At 65.7% G+C, this 18,706-nt stretch carries 12 protein-coding genes and 1 tRNA gene; 7 read left to right on the forward strand and 6 right to left on the reverse strand.

Features of this window, described 5'->3' with window-relative positions; all coding sequences use genetic code 11:
• Positions 1–5: 5 nt before the first annotated feature.
• On the forward strand, positions 6–5,858 hold the full coding sequence (gene mobF / locus ACNQS7_RS10605; protein WP_033718006.1) for a MobF family relaxase: 5,853 nt from the start codon (positions 6–8) through the stop codon (positions 5,856–5,858).
• Between the two features lie 253 nt (positions 5,859–6,111).
• On the forward strand, positions 6,112–8,826 hold the full coding sequence (locus ACNQS7_RS10610; protein WP_131808357.1) for a hypothetical protein: 2,715 nt from the start codon (positions 6,112–6,114) through the stop codon (positions 8,824–8,826).
• A gap of 181 nt (positions 8,827–9,007) precedes the next feature.
• Here ACNQS7_RS10610 and ACNQS7_RS10615 read toward each other — a convergent pair whose 3' ends face one another.
• From ACNQS7_RS10615 to pgm, 4 genes are all read right to left on the reverse strand, one after another.
• Positions 9,008–9,274: a helix-turn-helix domain-containing protein gene (locus ACNQS7_RS10615; RefSeq protein WP_033719434.1), complete on the reverse strand. Its 267-nt coding sequence runs from the start codon at positions 9,272–9,274 to the stop codon at positions 9,008–9,010.
• A gap of 174 nt (positions 9,275–9,448) precedes the next feature.
• Positions 9,449–10,540: a tyrosine-type recombinase/integrase gene (locus ACNQS7_RS10620; RefSeq protein ID WP_033719368.1), complete on the reverse strand. Its 1,092-nt coding sequence runs from the start codon at positions 10,538–10,540 to the stop codon at positions 9,449–9,451.
• A 77-nt stretch (positions 10,541–10,617) separates the two neighbouring features.
• A tRNA-Ala gene (locus ACNQS7_RS10625) sits at positions 10,618–10,690 on the reverse strand.
• A gap of 146 nt (positions 10,691–10,836) precedes the next feature.
• On the reverse strand, positions 10,837–12,465 hold the full coding sequence (pgm, locus tag ACNQS7_RS10630; protein WP_418012467.1) for a phosphoglucomutase (alpha-D-glucose-1,6-bisphosphate-dependent): 1,629 nt from the start codon (positions 12,463–12,465) through the stop codon (positions 10,837–10,839).
• An 80-nt stretch (positions 12,466–12,545) separates the two neighbouring features.
• Here pgm and crcB (ACNQS7_RS10635) point away from each other — a divergent pair, with 80 nt between their 5' ends.
• The 3 genes from crcB (ACNQS7_RS10635) to ACNQS7_RS10645 are packed head-to-tail and all read left to right on the forward strand — an operon-like array spanning position 12,546 to position 14,412.
• Positions 12,546–12,941 (forward strand): fluoride efflux transporter CrcB, encoded by a 396-nt coding sequence (gene crcB, locus ACNQS7_RS10635; protein ID WP_418012468.1) that lies wholly within the window; start codon positions 12,546–12,548, stop codon positions 12,939–12,941.
• Positions 12,938–13,306: a fluoride efflux transporter CrcB gene (gene crcB, locus ACNQS7_RS10640; RefSeq protein WP_310784937.1), complete on the forward strand. Its 369-nt coding sequence runs from the start codon at positions 12,938–12,940 to the stop codon at positions 13,304–13,306. Before crcB (ACNQS7_RS10635) ends, crcB (ACNQS7_RS10640) begins: the two co-directional genes overlap by 4 nt.
• The gene (locus ACNQS7_RS10645; protein WP_418012469.1) at positions 13,303–14,412 is read left to right on the forward strand and encodes a DUF190 domain-containing protein; all 1,110 of its coding nucleotides are present in this window, start codon (positions 13,303–13,305) and stop codon (positions 14,410–14,412) included. The genes crcB (ACNQS7_RS10640) and ACNQS7_RS10645 overlap by 4 nt, the downstream gene beginning before the upstream one ends.
• Here the strand turns inward: ACNQS7_RS10645 and ACNQS7_RS10650 are convergent.
• On the reverse strand, positions 14,406–15,269 hold the full coding sequence (locus tag ACNQS7_RS10650) for an LLM class F420-dependent oxidoreductase (RefSeq protein WP_418012470.1): 864 nt from the start codon (positions 15,267–15,269) through the stop codon (positions 14,406–14,408). The two genes, ACNQS7_RS10645 and ACNQS7_RS10650, sit on opposite strands and share 7 nt — an antisense overlap.
• Before the next feature lie 39 nt (positions 15,270–15,308).
• Positions 15,309–16,226 carry an HpcH/HpaI aldolase/citrate lyase family protein gene (locus tag ACNQS7_RS10655; protein WP_055580142.1) on the reverse strand — a complete coding sequence of 306 codons (918 nt, stop codon included), beginning with the start codon at positions 16,224–16,226 and terminating at the stop codon, positions 15,309–15,311.
• 173 nt (positions 16,227–16,399) lie between these two features.
• Here ACNQS7_RS10655 and ACNQS7_RS10660 point away from each other — a divergent pair, with 173 nt between their 5' ends.
• Both ACNQS7_RS10660 and ACNQS7_RS10665 read left to right on the forward strand, forming a co-directional pair.
• Positions 16,400–16,867 carry an SRPBCC family protein gene (locus ACNQS7_RS10660; protein WP_418012471.1) on the forward strand — a complete coding sequence of 156 codons (468 nt, stop codon included), beginning with the start codon at positions 16,400–16,402 and terminating at the stop codon, positions 16,865–16,867.
• Positions 16,860–18,662, forward strand: coding sequence for a sulfatase-like hydrolase/transferase (locus tag ACNQS7_RS10665; RefSeq protein ID WP_418012472.1), 1,803 nt, complete (start codon positions 16,860–16,862; stop codon positions 18,660–18,662). Before ACNQS7_RS10660 ends, ACNQS7_RS10665 begins: the two co-directional genes overlap by 8 nt.
• The last annotated feature ends 44 nt before the right edge of the window (positions 18,663–18,706 follow it).

Below are 18,706 nucleotides of genomic sequence, written 5' to 3' on the forward strand. Positions count from 1 at the left end.
CAGTGATGGGCTTACACAAATTGACCGCCGGCGACGGCTATCTCTATTTGATCCGCCAAGTCGCCGCCTCTGACGCCACCGAGCGTGGCCGCCCCACCCTGGCGCAGTACTACAGCGAAAAAGGCGAATCCCCGGGCCGGTGGATGGGGCGCGGACTGGCAGCACTGGGCACTCCGCTGGCCCGCTACGCCTGCGATCCGCTGGTCGCCAAATACTGGGGCGTGCCGGCTGGTTCGCAGGTCAGCGAAGCGCAGATGAAGGCGCTGTTCGGGGAGGGCCTGCACCCCAACGCCGCACAGATCACCCGCCTTCTGACCACCCTGGGCGCCGGTGCGGCCGGAGCCAGGATGGCCGCGCGGCTGGGCCGGCCCTTCGGTGTTCACGGCACCGAAAACCGCTTCCTGACCCGGTTGCGCCAGACCTACCGCGACTACAACCACACCATCGGCGCCGACGCCTCGGCCAGCATCGAACCCAATATCCGGGCCCGGCTGCGCACCGCCGTAGGACAGGAATTGTTCGCCGAAACCTACGCTCGCCCACCGGCAGACGCCCGGGAACTCTCCGGGTTCATCGCCGCCAACTCCCGCGCCGCATCGACCGCGATCGCCGGCTACGACCTCACCTTTACCCCGGTCAAATCGGTCTCCGCGCTGTGGGCCATCGGCGCACCGCCAATCTCCACCGCGGTCGAAGACTGCCACCACCAGGCGGTCGCTGAAACCGTCGGATTCCTCGAAAAGCACGCCGCCTTTTCCCGCATGGGAGCCGGTGGCATCGCCCAGGTCGACACCGCCGGACTGATCGTGGCCGCCTTCGATCACCGCGACTCCCGCGCCGGGGATCCCAACCTGCACACCCACGCCGCCCTCAGTAACAAAGTCCACGTCATTGGCCCCGACGGAATAGGCCGCTGGCGGGCCCTGGACGGCGCCACCCTGCACCGCGCCGCGGTCGCGGCCTCGGAGTTCTACAACACCCGCATCGAAGCGTTGCTGGTCGAAAAACTACGGGTGCGGTTCACCGCCCGCGGGGCCAAACGTGGTAAACGACCGATCCGTGAAATCGACGGCATCCCGGCCGAATTACTCGAGAAGTACTCCTCACGCAGCGCCGCCATCGACCACCGTGTGGGCGAGCTGGCCAAACAATTCCAGACCGAACACGGCCGCGAACCCACCACCGTAGAGATGCTCGCCCTGACCCAGCAAGCAACCCTGCAAACCCGCCAAGCCAAACATGAACCCCGCTCGCTGGCCGAGCAGCGCCACACCTGGCGCGTGCAAGCCGTTGAGGTCCTGGGCAGCCAGCGCGCGCTGAGCAACATGGTCGCCGCGATCACCAATCACTCACCGCCACCACAGATCAACGTCACCGACACCTGGGTGCACCAGCAGGCCGCTCGCGTCATCGACACCGTCTCTGGGCATCGGGCCACCTGGACCATCAACCATGTGCGCGCCGAAGCCCAACGCCAGCTGCGCTACGCCGATCACCCCGGCGGACCCGAGCTCGTCGACCGCATCGTCGCTGACGCCCTCGGCGAGCACAGTCTGATTCTGACCAGCCGCGCCGACACCGACAAAAACGAACCTGCTGCCCTGCGCCGCGCTGACGGCGCCAGCGTCTACACCCGTCACGACTCGACCCTCTACAGCAGCGAGGCCATCATGGCCGCCGAGCGGCGCATCCTGGCCGCTGCAGCTCGCACCGACGGCCGCGTCGTCGACGCCGACAGCATCGGTCTGGCCCTGCTAGAAGCCCACGCCAACACCGGCCTTCCCCTTAACGATGGGCAGGCCGCACTCGTGCGCGAAATGGCCACCTCCGGGGCACGTGTGCAGCTCGCGCTGGCACCGGCGGGCACCGGGAAAACCACCGCGATGGCCGCCCTGGCCGCGGCCTGGCGGGGCAGTGGCGGCACCGTCATCGGACTGGCCCCCACCGCCGGAGCGGCCGAAATTCTGGCCGAAGACCTCGGCTCATGCACCGACACCATCGCTAAACTGGTGCAGCTCACCGGCACCCGCGCAAACCAACCCCAAGCCCCCCACGACGACCCCGCCCTCCGGTGGTTCGACACCATCAATGCGCAGACGCTGCTGATCGTCGATGAGGCCGGCATGGCCTCGACTGCCGACCTGGACACCGTCATTACTCATGCACTGGCCCGAGGGGCCAGCGTGCGCCTGATCGGCGACGACCAACAACTGGCATCGATTTCGGCCGGCGGTGTGCTGCGCGATCTGGCCGGCCGGCACAACGCGGTCACCTTGAGCACCGTCGTACGCTTCACCCACGCCCAAACAGGGCAAGCCGAAGCCGCCGCCAGCCTCGCAATCCGCGCCGGCGACCCCGCCGGCATCGGCTTCTACATCGACCACGGGCGTGTCCACGTCGGCGCCGACCAACACGCCGCGGACATGGCCTACCACGCGTGGGCCGCCGACCGAGCCGCCGGCCGCGACTCTATCCTGCTGGCTCCCACCAACGAGCTGGTCGCCCAACTCAACGAACGTGCCCGCCTGGACCGACTCACCGCTACCAGCGCCGCCGCCAGCCCGCCATCAGCCTCGGCGACCGTCACGTTGGCCGACGGCCTGACCGCCTCAGCCGGCGACACCATCGCCACCCGCAAAAACGCCCGCTGGATACCCACCACCAGCCGCGGCGGCTGGGTCAAAAACGGCCACCGCTGGACCATTCGCGCCGTGCACAACGACGGCTCGCTGACCGTCGTCCCGCTGCGCGGCACCGCCACCCCGGTACGGCTACCCGCCCACTACGTCACCACCCACACCACCCTCGGATACGCCTGCACCATCGACGCCGCTCAAGGCATGACCGCGGGCGGGCGCGCCATCGAAGGCACCTGCCACACCGTCATTTCCGACCGGCTGACCCGCCAACAGTTCTACGTCGCCGCCACCCGCGGACGCACCGAAAACCACTTCTACGGCTCCACCGCAGAATCCGACCCGCACCGCATCCTGGCCCCCAAAGCCACCCACCCGCCGACCGCCGTCGACATCCTCACCGCCATCCTGGGCCGCGACGGCGCCCAAACCTCCGCCTACACCGCCCACGCCCTCGACACCGACCCGTTCACCCGCCTGCACCACGCCGCCGCCATGTACGCCGATGCGCTCTCAGCGGGCGCCGAACACCACGCCGGCACCACCGCCATGGCCGCCATCGACGCCGCCGCCGCCAGGCTGGGGACCCGTGTCACCGAGGCCCCCGGGTGGCCGGTGCTGCGCCGCAACCTGGCCCTGCTCGCCCTGAGCGGAGCCGACCCCGTCGCCGCCCTGCACGAAGCCGCGGCCACCGGACTCGGTGACGTGATCGACCCCGCCGCCGTGTTGGACTGGCGCCTGCCTATCTGCGGCGAATCGTCTGCGGCGCAACCCGCCCCGCTGCGCTGGCTGCACCCCACACCCCTAGCCCTACACACCCACCCCCAATGGGGTCCCTACCTCGCCGCGCGAGCCGAACTGGTCACCGAACTCGCCGACGCCGTACGCGCCACCGCCCGCGCGTGGGAGCCTGCCACCGCACCGGCCTGGGCACGCCCACTGCTCGGTCAACGCACCGCGCTGATGGCCGAAATCGCCGTCTTTCGCGCCGCCCACGGCGTCGATCCCGCCGACACCCGCATCACCGGCCCCGAACAACACCCCAACCGCTCCAAGGTCTTCCAACACCTCATCAACGCCCGCTTCGACGCCGCCCTCACTCGGGCCAACACCGACGCCGCACGCTGGCGCCAGCTCGCCGAAAACCATGACCGAAACATCACTGCGGACCCCTTCTGGCCGCGCCTAGCCACCCACCTGGGCGACGCCGCCCACGCCGGCGCCGACATCGACACCCTCCTGCGCGAGGCCATCACCAGACACGGCCCCCTGCCCGCCGAAATGCCCGCCGCAGCCCTGTGGTGGCGCCTGGCCGGCACCCTGGCACCACCATCGCTAGATCGCGCCGACACCACCCTGCGACCGGCCTGGACCGCGGCGCTGCACGCCCTGTTCGGCACCGTCGTCGCCGAAGCGATCATCACCGACCACGCCTGGCCATCGCTAGTCGCCGCGGTGGCAGCCTCGGACTGGCCCCCGGCTGATCTGCTCGCCGCCGCTTCCGAACACCTGCACGACATCAACGCCGAGCACCCGCTGCGCCCCGACCAATACGCGCGCCTGCTGACCTACCGCGTCGAACTGCTCACCCACCACGCCGCCACCCTCGACCGCGATATTCCGCACCCCGCCCAGGCCCCCCACAATCCCGCGGTGGGAGACCATCTCGACCTCGACAACGCCACCGGCGACTACAGCCACAACGAGGACCTCGCAGAGCCGCCACCCGACCCGTATGACTACCCCTACAGCTTTGCCGAGGAGGACCTCGCCGGTCTGGACTTCGACGACCTCCCCCACCACCGGCCTCTGGCTGCTCAGCAGGCCCAGACCACCGACATCCCGGCATTGCGCGCGCGGCGCGACGCCGCCTATCGCCGTGTCCGCGAACTGGAAAAAGCCATCCTCGGCGGGGGCGGTGGACCCGCCGAACACGCCGCCGCCGCCCACCTCGCCGACTTGGGCCGCCGTTACCACCACCAGCGGCCCCTGCACGAGGCGCTGACCCACGCCCACACTCGGTGGGTGCAGGCCGAAGATGCCGCCGCGCTGCACGCCCAGCTGCTCGACCAGCTCGACGCGGTGATCACCGCGGCGACTCACCGCGGCGATGACGGCGCCGTCGCGCGCTACCGCGCCCACCACGACCAGGTCACCCACAACACCGAGCGCATCAACGCTGCCCTGGCCACCGCACGCACCCGCCTCGACGACGCCCGCACTGCCCTGCTCGACGCCGCCGGCGGCCCCGCAGGAATCGTCACCGAACACCACATCCACACCCGCCGCAGCGAGGCCATCACCGCCGACACCGCCACGCTCAACGACGCCCGCCGACACGCTCGCACCCTCGACGACCAACTCTGCCGCGCCGAAGCTGCTGCGGCCCGCGCCCTAGCCCAAAGCCCCACCCACACCTACGATCTCGCCACCGACATCAACGCATTACGCGCCGAGGTCGCCTTCCTGCAGGCCGCCAGCACCGTCAGCCCCGGAGCCCTCTACTACCCACCCGAGACCGCAGTGGCCGATCTTGACGACACCCACCGCCGCGTCGTTACCGCGATTACCGCCAACATCCACACCGTGCAAGCACTGCACCTGCACCCCGGCGCCGACAAGCACGGTGCCTTGGCCGCGCTGGTGGCTACCGCACACCACCACGACCAAGGCGTGCTCGCCCTGACCGCCAGCCCGGCAGCCCGCGACTACGCCGCCCAACACCCCTACGCCGACGCCAGCGGCCACATCGACAGCGCCCGCACCACACTGGGCAAGACGCCCCTGAAACTTCCTCTGGGCAGCCTGATCGTCATCGACGACGCCGACCACCTCAGCACCGAAAACCTGCACTGGCTCACCAACGCCGCCGCGACGACCAACACCAAACTCATCCTCATCACCACCGCCGCCGACCACCACTACCAACCCGCCCACACCCTGCTCGCCGCGCTCCACCACAACTCCACCACCGCCCACCAACTCGGCACACCCGAACCCGACCCAAACCCGCAACAACGCACCGCACTCGAACGCGCCGAACACCACCTCGCCACCACCAACGCAACCAGCACCCTGCGCGACCAGGCCATCGAACTACTACGCCAGCGCACCCAGATCCTCGGCCGCCTGCGTGCCATCGCCCAAGCCGCCGCTCACATCGACAACCTCACCACCCCAGGCCGCCACATCGACCGTAGCGATCGCGGACTGGAGTTGTAGAAGATGGACTCGAACGCTGGAGCACAGCCTGGTCGAGCGTCTGCAAATCCGTGCGGGGGCGGACATCGATGCATGTCTAAAGTCTCGCGTGGAAACACTCTGCCCGGCGTTCTGTCCGTTCAAAGCCCTGAAGCAATGCTGCCGATCAGATGTGGAACCAACCCGTGAGTGTAAGCGTCGGAGAGGCATGTAGCTGAGCTGAGGTAGTCGATCGTTGGTGGTCCCGCTGAAACGAAGCACGTACGGTAGCCGCATGAAGTCACTGGCAGTCCAGGATGCACAGGTGCTCGTCTTGCCGCCCTCCTCTACAAACAAGGCTAAAGGCGAGTTGTTCGAGCGCTTCATTGCGAATCTGCTGGCCAATCAGTTCGGCTTTGAGGAACCTCAAACCCAGAACCTCAACGTCACCTCCGACGGAATCGAGCTTGACGTCAAGGCAAAACACAAGCTCACTCGCGGTACCGCGATCGCTGAATGTAAGGCATTCAGTCGAAATGTCAGGGCTGCCGAGCTGACAAACTTCTACGGCAAGCTGATAATTGAACGTTTCGAAGATCCGCAGGCATTCGGATTGATGTGCGCTTTACCACGGCTGACGCCGGAGGGTGAAGAGAAGGCGCAAGAAATCACCCGCAACGACAACAATTTTCAATACTTAAGCGGTAATGCAATCGCTGCTGCCTTGAAGCAAGCTGGGTTAATAGTCCAGCAGCCTCCATCGACTGCGGATACTAGCGATTTCACTGTAGTAATTACGGAGTCTGGTGTTTTTGCAGCTGCGATAGTCTTGGATCCCGTCGAACGCACTCCGTTAAATGTTGGGATGTGGAGCAGTGAAGGCGAAGTCCCCAATTCGGTAATCGAGTTGATGCGCGCGTCCGAATATTCAACCGGGCTTTCGGTTCTTGATGTGGGAGGTGGCGGCCCACCTCCGGTGAGTTCGCTCACTCCTCAGACAGAGAATGTGCTTCTAGCGCAAGTTGCAGGATCGACCTCTGATTTTGAGTATCAGTTGCCAGCGTCGCCGAAGTATTTTGTTGGTCGGCGCATTGCGGTGGATCGTCTGCGCGGGTTTTTGACCGCCGAGACTGGGAGCATCGTCGTCCTAAATGCGCAATCAGGTTGGGGCAAGTCAAGTCTAGCCCTTAAAATGCAAGACCTTGTCAGGCGAGTTAGCGGGGTAGGGATCGTTCTCGATACAAGAACGGCTGATCAACCTAGGTACGTGGTAGAGGTCCTGCGGAAGACTGGTACCGAAGCGCACGCTGCGGGGATACTTGAATTGCCGAGTAACGCTAGCTGGGCCAGTCTCGACAGTGCTGTCGCTACACTGATCGAAGCTAAGTGGCTAGAAACCGATCGCCCACTATTGATATTTTTCGACCAATTCGAAAACGTTTTCAGCAATGCTGAACTGACCCGTACGTTCAGGGACCTGGCACTTAGCTGTCGGGAAATTGATGGTCCTCTCATTGTGGGGTTTGCTTGGAAAACCGACTTGGTGGGCTGGACGGAAAACCACCCCTATAAATTACGTGATGATATCCGGTCGGCAGGTTCGGTCGTCGTAATCGATACATTTGGACCCAGCGAAGTGACGGTGCTGCTCAAGCGTCTAGCTGATCAAGCGCTCACGCGCCTATTGCCTGATTTGAGGTCACGCTTACGCGTGTACAGCCAGGGACTACCGTGGCTACTGAAAAAACTTGCAGACCATGTACTCAAAGAACTAAGAGAGGGTGCTACACAGGAACAATTGCTGGCCGAATCGCTGAACGTTGTTGGTCTATTTTCGGCTGACCTGGCGGAACTCAACCCGACAGAACACGAGGTTGTTCGCCACGTGGCGAGATATGCTCCAATTTCGGCCCGCGAAGTTACTGAACGATTCGGCCCGGATCCAGTTCAGTCATTGGTCGATCGGCGGCTATTGGTCCAAGTTGGTGACCGCCTCGACACCTATTGGGACACCTTTCGCGACTTTCTCAATACCGGACGGATACCTGTTCAGGACTCGTACATTCTTCGGCAGACACCCCGTAGTGTTGCTAGGCTGCTTCCCTTAGTGGTCGCGGCGGGCGGGGACATCAGTGTTCAACGACTTGAGACTGAGCTCGGCACCAGCGACCGTGCAATCTTTAACCTGTCCCGCGAACTTCGGCTGCTCGGCGTGACTGCGCAGGAACCGAATCGAGTCAAACTCGTCGAGCAAGTACTAGCTTCAAGCGACCGAGAGTCTGCAATGCGGAGACTCGTTGCCGACTCACTCAGAAGGCACCGCGCATATTCAACTCTGCGGACGTTAGCTGAGCGTAATGACGATGTAGTAACTCTCGATAGCTTTGCGAGAGAGCTACCAAACGCGTTCCCCGCCGTCGATGTTGCTTCTAGTTCTTGGATAGCGTACGCACGAGCATTTCTATTCTGGTTTGAGTATGCGGGTCTTGTAATTCGTCAGGGAACCGAGTATTCCCCGACCAATGAGGGCTTATCTACTCCGACTCTCCGCTTACTCGGCCAACGGACGCCATTGCGTGTGAGGGCAGGAGTTCCCTATATCGCTCCCCGGCGCGCGATTGAATTGTTGAAACGGCTCTCGGTAGAAGTTGAGATTGAGATGCCCAGCCACGCGAAAGACCGGGAAGCCCTTGGCACCTTGGTAGCCCTCGGGGCGGTCAGTGTATCGGTGGATCGCAAATGTCGGCTTGCCGTCGCCGAAGTCGTGCAAGATGGGCAAGTAAACCCCGGCCATCTACAACAGCTGCTAGCCGGTGTGCCCGGCGGCCGGGAGGGCCTCGCCGCGATCGAGGCTAATCCGCGTTGCTCGCCGCGGGATGTGGGACAGGCAATTGCGAGCGCCGCTCATTCAAAGTGGACCGACGGAACGACGCGAAGTGTTGGCGGTCATTTTCGATCGTGGGCAAAGTACGCGGGGTTGGACGTGCAAACTCCTGCTAGGAATCAATGATAATGGTGCCAGAGGGCGCAGCTGCACGGGAATGTCGCTTCAGTGTGCGAATCTCGTCCGACTAACGACTTAGTCAGAACGCCGACGCGGGCTGAGTCACACAGTCCCCTCAAAGCCCGCAAGGCGGGGTTTCTGATGTCGAAATCAAAACATGCGCAGCCCCCGGTGCGTCGACTGGCTTCTACGACGCGAAGCGACGACGACTGGTTTGGGTCAGGCCTGACGACTTCACCTCGCCTGGCTGATACTGCTCTGCCGAAACATCTTGCGGCACAACACGAAACATTTCCACCGCCGATTCGATGTCGCCGAGGGTCATCCGCCACTTCCTACCGACTTTTCGCCCCTGTAGCTTGCCCGCCCGCAGTTGAGCGGCCAACCATTTCTCCGACACGCCGCCGATTCGCTCGGCGGCCTCGGCAAGATCATATGTCAGCGGCCCAGTCAAGATGGATCCCGTGTCTTTATGAAACCTGTTGCGAGACAAGCTGTCCTTGCACGAACCGAATGACATCGATTGCCCAAGAGCGCAATCGATGCCGACAGTTCCATGCATCTACGCTAAGCCCTGGATTCGCTTAACGCGACATCGCTCGCGAACCAATTTTCCGCACAGGCGACGTCACGTGGTCGACGCACGCCCAATCTCCAACCGAGCGCTTATGGCACTGGCGGCTGCCTGCGCGCTCCGCCGGTCCAAATGTCCGTACGTCCCTACGGTCGTCTCGATCGACTCGTGTCCCAGATGTTGCTGTACGACAGCCAGCGGCACGTTGTCAGCGATCATCCACGAGGCACAGGTGTGCCGCAGGTCGTGAATCCGAGGTGTCTTGCCAAGCGCCGCACGCTTGACAGCCGGGGCCCACACCCGCCGCGTGAAGCCCTGTGCGCGCACATAGTCCCCGACCCGATTAGTGAAGAGCCACGAGCCGGAGTAGTCCAGCGTCGCGAGGGCATTGTCGGCGACGTTGATTGTGCGCACGGATTTAGCCGACTTCGGAGGTCCAAGTCTGACGCCCTCGTCGTCGGCCTTCCAGGCCCGGGATATCCGCACAGTGCCTTGCACCCGGTCAACGTCGTCAGGTCGCAATGCCGTTGCCTCGCTCCACCGAACCCCGGACGCAACGAGGAAAGTGACCAGAGGCCGCCAATACTCGGTCACAGCATTCCGAAGGACGGCGAACTCGGATTCGGTCAGGAACACCATCTCCCGCCGCTCCCATCGAGGCAGCCGCAGTCCACGACATGGATTCATAGCGATGTGCCCGCCCGCAACGGCAGCATTCATCGCCCCGGATAAGAACCGCTGCTTGTTAGCAATTGTCTTGCCGGACGCGCCTTCCTCCGACATCGCATTCACCCACAGCGCGATGTCGTCACGGGACAACGCCGCCAGCGGAATGACACCCAACACGGGCGCGATGTCGTTGGCTAGATACGACCGATAGCGGCGCAAGGTCCCAGGCTCGACGCCGGTCAGGTGGTCAATGTGATGGTCGATCCATTCTTCGACCGTCAGCGACAAGCCCTGACGTTCGGTGACAGCCATGACCTCGAGGGCCTTGGCCGGGCCCACCTGATTGACCAATTCCTGAAACCGGACTGCCCTGACGTGGTCGTCGAACGACAGCGACGACTGCTTGCCATTGGCTCGGAACAGCACCGACGTATAGGAGCTACCGTCCTTGCGGGTGCGCAGTCGAAGTGTCGCCATGCAGGCAGAATACGCCTGATGTTGACCGCTATGTTGACGGGAAAATCAGCGAAACTCTCTGACCTGCTATTTCTCGGTGGAGCTAAGGGGACTCGAACCCCTGACCCCCACACTGCCAGTGTGGTGCGCTACCAGCTGCGCCATAGCCCCAAGATGTCGTGCTCATCGAAGCTACACCACCAGCCACACGCGTTCAAAGTCGCTGCTGAGCGCAGTGATATCGCCGGCGATATCAAATCCGCAGACATCCCACCACCTGAAAGAAGGTACTGGTGTGACGTATGTGACGCCAAAAGCTACCCGATCACGGAATTGACCAGCTCCCGGGCCACGGCCTGCACTTCCGCCAGGTGCTCCGCGCCGAGGAACGACTCGGCGTAGATCTTGTACACATCCTCTGTCCCCGACGGCCGCGCCGCGAACCACGCGTTGGCCGTGGTCACTTTCAGCCCACCCAGCGGCGCACCGTTGCCCGGCGCCGCCGTCAGCTTCGCCACGATCGGCTCCCCCGCTAACGACGTGGCGGTCACCTCCGACGCTGACAACCGCGCCAGCCGGGCCTTCTGATCGCGGGTGGCGGGCGCGTCCACCCGGGCGTATACCGGCGCCCCGTACGCCGCCGTCAACTGCGCATACCGCTGCGACGGCGTCAGACCCGTCACCGCCAGAATCTCCGAGGCCAGCAGCGCCAGGATGATCCCGTCCTTGTCGGTGGTCCACACCGAGCCGTCGCGCCGCAGGAATGACGCCCCCGCCGACTCCTCACCGCCGAACCCGATGGTGCCGCCGATCAGCCCGTCGACAAACCACTTGAATCCGACCGGCACCTCTACCAGGTCCCGGCCGATGCCGGCCACCACGCGGTCGATGATCGACGAACTCACCGCCGTCTTGCCGACGCCCACTCCTGAAGGCCACGACGGCCGGTGGGTGTACAGATAGTCGATCGCCACCGCCAGATAGTGGTTCGGGTTCAGCAACCCCCCGTCCGGAGTGACGATGCCGTGCCGGTCGGAGTCGGCGTCGTTGCCGGTGGCGATCTGGTACCGATCCCGGTTGGCGATCAGTCCCGCCATCGCGTCCGGCGAGCTGCAATCCATCCGGATCTTGCCGTCGTGGTCCAGCGTCATGAACCGCCACGTCGCGTCGACCAACGGGTTGACCACGGTCAGGTCCAGACCGTGCCGATCGGCGATAGCCGCCCAGTAGTCGACGCTGGCCCCGCCCAACGGATCCGCGCCGATGCACACACCCGCCGCGCGGATCGCGTCGATGTCGACCACATTGACCAGGTCGTCGACATAGGCACTCAGATAGTCATGGCGCTGCACCAGACCCAGAGCCCGCGCCAACGGCACCCGCCGCACCGAAGACAAATCCCGCAGAATTTCGTTGGCGCGCTTGGCAATCAAGCCGGTCGCCGCACTGTCGGCGGGACCGCCGTTGGGTGGGTTGTACTTGAAGCCCCCGTCCGCCGGCGGGTTGTGTGACGGCGTGACGACAATCCCGTCGGCCAGCCCCTCGGCGCGGCCCTGGTTGTAGGTCAGGATGGCATGGCTTATCGCCGGTGTCGGCGTATAGCGGTCCCTCGAATCGACAACGGCCACAACGTCGTTGCCAGCGAGCACCTCCAACGCCGACACCCAGGCCGGCTCTGACAACCCATGTGTGTCGCGGCCGATGAACAACGGCCCGGTGGTTCCCTGGGCCGCCCGGTACTCGACGATCGCCTGGGTGGTCGCCAAGATGTGCACCTCGTTGAACGCACCGTTCAGCGCCGAACCCCGATGACCCGAGGTGCCGAACACCACCTGTTGTGCGACTTCGTCGGGGTCGGGCGTGATCGTGTAGTACGCCGTCACCAGGTGCGGCAGGTCGACGAGGTCTTCGGGCTGGGCCGGCTGACCGGCTCGCGGGTTGGCCATGGTGACCAATTCTGCCCGCAAGCCCCAACACGTTTTAGGCTGCGTAGGCGCACAGTTGGCAGACCGGAAGGAAACAGCCCGTGGCACGGCCTGACTATCGCGAGTTGGCGGCCATCTTCGCCGGCGGTGCGCTCGGTTCGCTGGCCCGAGCCACCCTGGCCACCCTGGCCGTCCCCGACCCCGGGCGTTGGCCCTGGCCCACCTTCGTCGTCAACATCCTCGGCGCGTTCCTGGTGGGCTACTTCACCACCCGACTGCTGGAACGGCTGCCCCTGTCGAGCTATCGGCGCCCGCTGCTCGGCACCGGATTGTGCGGTGGCTTAACCACTTTCTCCACCATGCAGGTCGAAACCATCAAGATGGTCGAACACAGTCACTGGGTGTTGGCCGCCACCTACACCGTCGTCAGCATCGCGCTGGGACTCGTCGCGGTATACCTGGCCACCGCCCTGGTACGCCGGGTGCGCATCCGATGACGACGGTCCTGGTCTGGCTCGGAGTCATGCTCATCGGCGGCATCGGTTCGGTGACGCGGTTTCTGGTGGATCGCACGGTGGCTCGGCGGGTAGGCCGCCCGTTCCCCTACGGCACCCTGACCGTCAATATCACCGGCGCGGCGCTGCTGGGGTTCCTCACCAGCCTGGCGCTGCCCAAGGACGTGTCCCTGCTGATCGGCACCGCGTTCGTGGGCGCCTACACCACCTTCTCCACCTGGATGCTGGAAACTCAGCGCCTCGGCGAGGAACGCCAGCTGCTGGCCGCGTTCGCCAACATCGCCGTCAGCGTTCTGCTCGGACTGGGCGCGGTGCTGCTGGGACAACGGATCGCGGGGCTGATATGAGCGAGAAGAGCCTGAAGCTCACCGCCTATTTCGGCGAGCGGCAGCGCGCCGTCGGCAAACCGCGGCGCTTCCTGGCCGACGAAATGCTGGACCTCTTCGGGGCACGCGGCGTGGCGACGAGCGTGATGATGCGCGGAGTCGCCAGCTTCGGGCCCACCGGCGGCCTGCACAGCGACGTTTCGCTCAGCCTGTCCGAGGACCCACCGGTGACGATCGCCGCCGTCGACGTCGAATCCAAGGTCCGTGACCTCGTCAACGACGTCACCGCCATGACCGGCTATGGGCTGGTCACACTCGAACGCGCGCGCCTGATCACCCGCGACAGCGGCACCGACGCGCTCAGCGAGATCGACAGCAGAACCGGAGACGCCGCCAAGCTGACCATCTACGTCGGCCGGCAGGTGCGTGTTGCCGGAAAACCGGCCCACCTGGCCGTCTGCGAGTTGCTGTACCGCCACGGATTCGCCGGCGCCACGGTGCTTCTCGGTGTGGACGGCACCGCGCACGGTCAGCGAGAGCGGGCCAGGTTCTTCGGCCGCAACGTCAACGTGCCGCAGATGATCATCGGCATCGGGCTGCCTCCGCAGGTGTCGGCCGCCGCCGCCGAACTCGCCACTGTGTTGCCCAACCCGCTGCTGACCATCGAGCGGGTACGGCTGTGCAAGCGCGACGGCGAATTGTTCGCCCGTCCTCAAGAGCTTCCGCCCACCGACAGCCAGGGACGCACGCTGTGGCAGAAGCTGATGGTGCACACCGCCGACGGCGAACGCGACGACGACCATTACGACGGGCAGCCGATCCACCGCGCGATCGTGCAACAACTGATGCGCTCCCGCACGGCCCGGGGAGCGACCGTGCTACGCGGCATCTGGGGCTTTCATGGCGATCATAAACCACACGGCGACAGGCTGTTTCAGCTCGCTCGCAAGGTGCCGCTGATGACCATCGTGGTCGACACCCCCGATGCGATCGCCCGCAGCTTCACCATCATCGACGAGCTGACGGCCCGCCACGGACTGGTCACCAGCGAGATGGTCCCGGCGGCCACGTCACTGGACGGCACGCCGCGCGCACCTGAGACGCCGCTGGCCGAGTACGACTACTGAATCCATTCGTTTGCCAGAGTCGAAATCCATTCGGGCACAGCGTCGGCACTGTCCGGTGGCGCCTGCACCAGTACCAGCTCGTCGACGCCGAGCTCGGCCAACGCACCGGCATCAGCTGCCCGGGGCGCTGCCAGGGCCACTGCGACCCGCACCCCCGCTCGGTCACGACCCGCTTCCTCGAGCAACTTCTCGAGCCGGCCGATCCGGTCCCGAACCGCGTCGACCCCGTCGAGGTTGAAGCCGTACCAGCCGTCGCCCCAAGCGGCGACGCGGCGCAGCGCGGCGTCGCTGTTGCCACCGACCACAATCGGGATACCCTTTCCGGCAACAGGTTTCGGATTAACCCGGATCGAGCCGAAGGCGACGAACTGCCCACTGAACGACGCGACGTCCTCGCGCCACAGCGTGCGTATCGCGGCGATGTATTCCGCGGTGCGCGCAGCGCGTCCTTCGAACGGCACCCCGAGCGCCTCGAACTCCTCGCGGGACCACCCGACGCCGATGCCCAGCGTCAGCCGGCCGCCGCTGAGCCGGTCCAGACTCGCCGCCTGCTTGGCCACGATCACCGGGTTGTGCTCGGGTAGCAGCAGCACACCGGTCGCCAGCCGGATCCGCGACGATGCGGCCGCGGCGAAGCTGAGCGCGATCATGGGATCCAGCCAATCCGCCTCCGCGGGAACGGCAATCACGCCGCTGTCGGAGTACGGGTAGCGGGACGTGGAGTCGTCCACCATCACTACGTGTTCGCCGGCCCATAGCGTGGCAAACCCGTGGTCATCAGCCGCCGAGGCCACGGCGTCGATCACCGTCCGGTCAGCGCCAGACCCGATTCCCAGCGCATGCAATCCCAGCTGCATGCCACGATCCTCTCACCTGAGGACCGCGGGCACGATCGATCAGTAGTGGTAGGTGTCGGAGGGGGCCGGCGAGTGCACCTGTTCGTCCTCGAATTCCGATGCGACGATGCCGTACGACCGGGCCAGATCGAGGATCTTGGTGGCGCGGGCGATGCGGGGCAGGTCCGATCCGTTGCGGATCTCTCCCCCGTCACGCTCGAACTCAGCGAAAAACTCTTTCGCCCAACCGATTTCGTCCTGCGACGGGGACAGGCCCTCGTTGACGACGGCACACTGGTCCGGCGACAGACAGATCTTGCCGGTCATACCGAACTCGACGGACACCGCGGTCGCCTCAATCAGCTTGAGCGGATTGGAGCCGATGGTCGGGCCATCGATCGCGCTGGGTAGGCCCGCCGCCTTGGCGGCGATGGTGAACCGCGACCGCGCGTACGCCAGCGTGGCCGGCTCTTCGCCGAAGCCGGTGTCACGCCGGAAGTCGCCGATGCCGAACGCGAGCCGGAAGGTGCCTTTCGCCGCCGCGATCTCGGTGATGCGCTCCAGTCCGCGGGCCGTCTCCACCAGCGCGACGATCGGCACATTAGGCAGGCGCTTGGCGGTCTCGGTGACGTGGTCGACCGATTCGACCATAGCCAACATCACCCCGCCTACCGGCGTATCGGCCAACCGCGCTAGGTCGTCGGCCCACCACGGCGTGCCGAAGCCGTTCACCCGAACCCAGTCGTTCTTGTCGGCGCCCAACCACCGCACCACGTTGTCGCGGGCACTCACCTTGTCTTTGGGCGCCACCGCGTCCTCGATGTCGAACACCACGATGTCGGCGCGCGAGTGCGAGGCCGCCTCGAATCGGTCGGCGTGCGTACCGTTGACCAACAGCCAACTGCGGGCCAGAACCGGATCGATGCGTGAGCCGACGTCGGCGGGATCCGTCGCGTCGAAATTCGCTTGGTCATACATTGCGTGCTCTGCCGCCTTCTCGTGCCGGTCGGTGTCGGACTAGTCGCCCATTACCGTAGCGACACCCACCACGGAGCAACCAGACCTCCCCTTCATCGCGGACGCGCGTGAAAAAGCGCTGGTAGCGGGTGTGCGCGCGGCGCTCGGCCCGATCGGCCGACAGGACTGGCGTCATGGTGTTGGATGGCGGGGTGGGAGATATCAGCCGCAGTCGGACCATAGCGGCGCAGCCGCAGGCGATTTGGGATGTCCTCGCCGACTTCGGAGCACTGAGTTCCTGGGCGGACGGCGTCGACCACTCCTGCATCCTCAATCACGGGCCCGACGGCGGGCCGCTGGGCACCACCCGCCGGGTGCAGGTGGGGCCGAACACCTTGGTGGAGCGGATCACCGACTTCGATCCGCCCGTGACCCTCGCCTACGACATCGAAGGACTGCCGGCCCGGTTGCGCCGGGTCGCCAACCGCTGGACGCTGCGCCCGGTCGGTGCCCAGACCGCCGTCGCCCTGATCAGCTCGGTCGAGGTCGGGACCGGCCGGCCGGCCCGCATGGCCGAATGGGTGGCGCTGCGGGTCCTGGCCAAGCAGTCCGATGCGCTGCTGGCGGGCCTGGCACAACGAATGGAGAACGCGCATGTCTGACCGCCCCGACATCGTCATCGTGATGACCGACGAAGAGCGGGCGGTGCCGCCGTACGAGTCGGACGAACTCCTGGCCTGGCGACAGCAGACGCTGGCCGGCCGGCGCTGGTTCGACGAGCACGGCGTGAACTTCACCCGGCACTACACCGGCTCGCTGGCCTGTGTGCCGAGCCGTCCGACGATCTTCACCGGCCAGTACCCCGACCTGCACGGGGTCACCCAGACCGACGGCATCGGCAAGCGCTTCGACGACTCGCGGCTGCGCTGGCTGCGCGCCGGCGAGGTGCCGACGCTGGGCAACTGGTTCCGTGCGGCGGGATACGACACCCATTACGACGGCAAGTGGCACATCTCGCACGCCGACCTCGACGACCCGGCAACCGGCGGGTCGCTGGCGACCAACGACGACGACGGCGTCGTCGACCAGGCAGCGGTTCAGCGCTACCTCGACGCCGACCGGCTCGATGCCTACGGCTTCTCGGGCTGGGTTGGCCCCGAGCCGCACGGCGCCGGGAACGCCAACAGCGGCTACCGCCGCGACCCGCTGATCGCCGATCGGGTGGTTGCCTGGCTGGAAGACCGCTACGCCCGCCGGCGTGCCGGCGACGCGGCCGCCCAACGCCCGTTCTTGCTGGTGGCCAGCTTCGTCAACCCACACGACATCGTGTTGTTCCCGGCCTGGGTGCGGCGCAGCCCGATCCAGCCCTCCCCGCTGGACCCGCCGCAGGTGCCGCCGCCGCCCACCGCGGATGAGGACCTGTCCACCAAGCCGGCCGCGCAGATCGCCTTCCGCGAGGCCTACTACTCCGGGTACGGCCCGTCACCAGCAATCCGCCGGTCCTACAAGCGCAACACCCAGCGCTACCGCGACCTGTACTACCGGCTGCACGCCGAGGTGGACACACCGATCGACCGGGTGCGCCGGGCGGTCACCGACGGCGGCTCCGACAATGCGGTGCTGGTGCGCACCTCCGACCACGGTGACCTGCTCGGAGCCCACGGCGGGCTGCACCAGAAATGGTTCAACCTCTACGACGAGGCCACCCGGGTGCCGTTCGTGATCGCCCGCATCGGTGCGAACGCGACCGGGGCTCGCAGCGTGGCGGCGCCGACCTCGCATGTCGACCTGGTGCCGACGCTGCTGGGCGCGGCCGGCGTCGACGTCGATGCGGTGGCGAAACAACTAGCCGAGTCATTCTCCGAGGTTCACCCGCTGCCCGGCCGCGACCTGATGCCGGTCGTCGACGGCGCGCCCGCCGACGCGGACCGCGCCGTCTACCTGATGACCCGCGACAATGTGCTCGAAGGCGACACCGGCGCTTCCGCGCTGTCCCGCCAACTGGGCCGCGACGTGAATCCGCCTGCGCCGCTTCGCATCAAGCTTCCGGCGCACGTGGCTTCCAACTTTGAGGGCCTGGTCGTGCGGGTATCGGACGAGGACGGCGGGTCGGGGCATGTGTGGAAGCTGGTTCGCACCTTCGACGATCCGGCCACCTGGACCGAACCCGGCGTGCGGCATCTCGCGGCCAACGGGATCGGTGGCGAGGCCTACCGCACCGACCCGATCGACGACCAGTGGGAGCTTTACGACCTGACCGCCGATCCCGTTGAGGCACAGAACCGTTGGACCGACCCCGACCTGCACGAGTTGCGGCAGCACCTGCGGATGCAGCTCAAGCAGGCCCGGGCGTCGTCGGTGCCCGAGCGCAATCAGCCGTGGCCGTATGTCAACCGGCAGCCTCCGACCGGTGAGTCCGAGGGTCTGGTGCGCCGGGTGCTGGGGCGCTTCAAGTAGCGCCGTTCGCCGAGATTGCCGCAGGGGTCGCGCCGGCGTGCGAA

Source organism: Mycobacterium sp. 23 (assembly GCF_048287075.1).
In the GTDB taxonomy this organism is placed as follows: domain Bacteria; phylum Actinomycetota; class Actinomycetes; order Mycobacteriales; family Mycobacteriaceae; genus Mycobacterium; species Mycobacterium gordonae_B.